The 3,331-nt window shown below is 52.4% G+C and carries 4 protein-coding genes; 3 read left to right on the forward strand and 1 reads right to left on the reverse strand.

What is annotated here, in order from left to right; all coding sequences use genetic code 11:
• Positions 1-243 precede the first annotated feature (243 nt).
• Positions 244-738 (reverse strand): hypothetical protein, encoded by a 495-nt coding sequence (locus O6944_08430; GenBank protein ID MCZ6719158.1) that lies wholly within the window; start codon positions 736-738, stop codon positions 244-246.
• Between the two features lie 761 nt (positions 739-1,499).
• Here O6944_08430 and O6944_08435 point away from each other — a divergent pair.
• The 3 genes from O6944_08435 to O6944_08445 all read left to right on the forward strand — a co-directional run.
• Complete coding sequence (locus tag O6944_08435; protein MCZ6719159.1) at positions 1,500-1,940, forward strand: hypothetical protein; 441 nt, start codon at positions 1,500-1,502, stop codon at positions 1,938-1,940.
• Between the two features lie 36 nt (positions 1,941-1,976).
• Positions 1,977-2,963, forward strand: coding sequence for an alpha/beta hydrolase (locus O6944_08440; protein MCZ6719160.1), 987 nt, complete (start codon positions 1,977-1,979; stop codon positions 2,961-2,963).
• An 81-nt stretch (positions 2,964-3,044) separates the two neighbouring features.
• A partial coding sequence (locus O6944_08445; protein ID MCZ6719161.1) for a metalloregulator ArsR/SmtB family transcription factor occupies positions 3,045-3,331 on the forward strand: 287 nt, incomplete at its 3' end.

Raw genomic sequence — 3,331 nt, forward strand, 5'->3', positions numbered from 1 at the left:
CCATCATCGCCAACGCAAGATTCATGTCAGCCAGGTAGTAGTCGTTGGCGATTTGCGCTTTTGTAAACTACGTGTTTTGGTTTATTTGAACTGCGACCAAGATCAGTCCAGCAATTACGCCAACGTTTGCTGACAATGTGAGCCAGCGATTGACCGTGTCTGTAAGCATTTAATTTCCCCTAATCTGGTAACAAGAATTTGTCTAAGAAATCGCGAGACGAACGTCTGCTTTGGGTTGCAACTTCAACCCTTCAATTCGTACATGCCGATGGCTAATATTTCTGAGCGAGACAGCGGCCTCTTTACGAGAAAGACTGCAAACCAAACCGCAACAAACCAGAAAACCAGATCGACGAACGAAACCGACCATCCAGTGAGCACCGAAAATGCATTACTCCGGAAAACGTCAAGTGGTGAGATCGCATTTTCTCGCGCCAGATACATTACGACCCTGAACACGTTGCCGAGGACGCAGCCTGCAATCGTGTATACCGAAGCCGCCACAGCGAATTTCATCTTGATTCCGCGTCCGAGATATTGCATTGATATTCCAACTGCGATCCCAATGCCCGCCGCCGCGAAACCGTACGAAAAACTCCATATAGCGGTTGTGATGCCGTAGATGGCAGCAGCGAGAAGTGTAGCAACAGCTCCCACGATGACGGCCGCAGCGAAGTTCTGCTCCGAAATCAGATTTTCGGCCAATTCGTAATTCCGTTGTTTATCCTCTTGGTTCATTCGCGCCTGAATATCTAGCGAGTAGCTAGGAATGGTTTGCACAACGTCACCGGTCGACCAACCTGGGACGGCCGGAAAGGGTCAGCAGCAGCCTGCGGTCATCGTATCACGCGAACTTCTGCCAACGGCCAGGAGTGGACATTCACCCCCCCACTGATCATGGCCAGGACACCGATGAGATTGAATAAAAGAAACGCCGCGACGGCCAGCAAGATCAGCGTTACACCTCCACAGCCTTTGGCCGCCTCGGTGGCCACCTGTTTGAATACCGGCGATGCGGATTGCCCCTTCGTACGTCGTCTTCGAGCTTGGCTACGAAGGTGTCGTTGTATGGCAGCTTCCTGTTCTGGTGTTCACTTCGGCCCATCAGATTGTTGGTCATTCATGGCTCCCCCAAGACCGCCCACAGCCACCGTGTGTATCGAAGTCAAAAACGTCGGCTTTGGGTTGCGGTTTCAACCGGTCGATGCAACACATTGGCTAATATCGTTCGGCCGGTGTTTCATATCTTAGCGTTTTTCTTGGTCGTTCGTTGAGCTGTCGTGCAACGGCATTCACTGCTTATTCTCAGGCAAGGACTTTAAAAGTTACGCGGATGGGTCTATGCGAGCAGAGTTAGACACGTTACTCGGGTGACCGCTTTTCCCGAAAGCGGACGTTAGGCTGATACTATGCTGAGGGGCCGCTGACGACTCACGACAGAGCGGATTGGTTCGCTACAAAATTTCTTAGAAACGCCCCGATTCACCGGAATAGACCAAGTGACTCCACTCGAACAAGAATCAATTTTATTTATTTTTGCTCAAGTAGCTGTGCTTTTCGCCGGCTTTGGCGGCGTGTCGGTCATTATTGGCAGGATTCAAACTGATTTGGAGCGAGCCCGCTTAAGGAACGTCGTGATTACAGCGATATTGCTGCTGTTGATGTCCTTGTTTCCACTACTTCCCAATCAGCTCGGCGCCGAACCTGATGTTACATGGCGGATCGAAACCGGCGTCTTCGCTTTTATAACCATCATTTTTTATGCGGCGTCGGGTGATCTACGGCTGTTTAAAGAAGCCGACAGATTGGACCAGGCGGGGATGATAGGAGACTTCGTGTTGTGGTCTTTCTTATTGCGAACACCTTGGGATACTTTTTCGGATCCGCAGCGTCGGTGTATCTCATCGCATTGTTTTGGCATCTACTTTCGGCATGCGTGATGTTCTGCATGGTGTTCGCGCCTGTCTGGCAAAGTGATGATAAACGAGGTCAATGACCGAATTAAGAGCGACGACCATATGTTCAAGCGAATTTTGCAGGTTCTCGGAATATTCCTGGCTCTTGTCATAGTTATTCCTTTCATGGGTCCTTGGTTAGGCTTGGCAGACTATCGTTCAATGGCTCCAGAACCTGGGCAGCGAGTCGACCTGCCTAACGGGGATCATGTAAATGTCTATCGCCAAGGCTCAGGCAAAGCAGTTGTCTTGATTCACGGACGCCCCGGAACCGGACGCATGATGTTGCCACTTGCTCATGCGTTGGAACGACTCGGCTATTCCACGATTACCTACGACAGGATCGGCTATGGTCATTCAAGTCGACGATCATCGGAGGTCCCGGCCAACCCTACGGAAAATGCGCGGGACCTGCTGCAATTGATTAAGGCATTGGCGTTGGATGATCCATTTATTGTCGGCTACTCCTACGGCGGTGGTGTTGCACTCGAGGCTGCTCGGATGGATTCGAATGCATTCAGCAGACTCACGTTGATCGCAAGCCTCGGCGACAACTCGGAGCGAAGAGCGCCCCCTACGGGTGCTGCTCGTCTACTATTCTCCGTGCCAATGATGCGCTGGATGATGGGCACTGAGTTTATTGCGATGAAAGGGGGCAAAGCAGGAAATGCCGCGTTGTTTTACCCAGCTCCTGCCGACGAGATTTTTCTCAAGCAGGCGTTCGCAGGACTTTCAATGCCCGGGGTGCCCGAAACGTTGATCAGAGAGAGGATGGAGCGCTATCAAAACTTCGATGGATTCCAGCCCGAGGCGACGGTGGCATGCACATTGATCATCCACGGTGTTGACGACAAGGTCGTTCCGGCGAAGGGCGCAAAAGTCCTGAGGGATGCGATATCGGGCTCTGAGCTTCAGCTGCTTGACGACACAGGCCATGCCGTCGTTATCCGACAACCGGGCCGACTTGCGGAGCTTATCGCTGGCCACGATAAAGCGTGTTCCGACTAACGAAAAAAGGGCCTTGGCCAGATCACCTCCGCCGCTGCAAATTCTGTTGACACCGGCCCATATTTATATAACTCTTAGGTTATGGAACACCTGAGTTATACAAGCACCCAACCCAACCTCGACGCCATCTTCTCGGCCCTCGCCGATCCCACACGAAGAGCAATACTCTCCCGCCTCATCGATGGCCAGGCCTCGGTCAACGAGATCGCGGCCCCTTTCAAGATGAGCCAACCGGCCGTCTCAAGACATCTCAAGGTATTGGAGCGCGCCGGCCTGATCGAGCGCGATATCGACCAGCAACGCCGCCCTGCCCGATTGCATGCCCAGAACATGGCCAGCGCGGTGGACTGGCTAAATGATTTTAGAGC

Source organism: Gammaproteobacteria bacterium, from assembly GCA_027296625.1.
In the GTDB taxonomy this organism is placed as follows: Bacteria; Pseudomonadota; Gammaproteobacteria; order JAKEHO01; family JAKEHO01; genus JAKEHO01.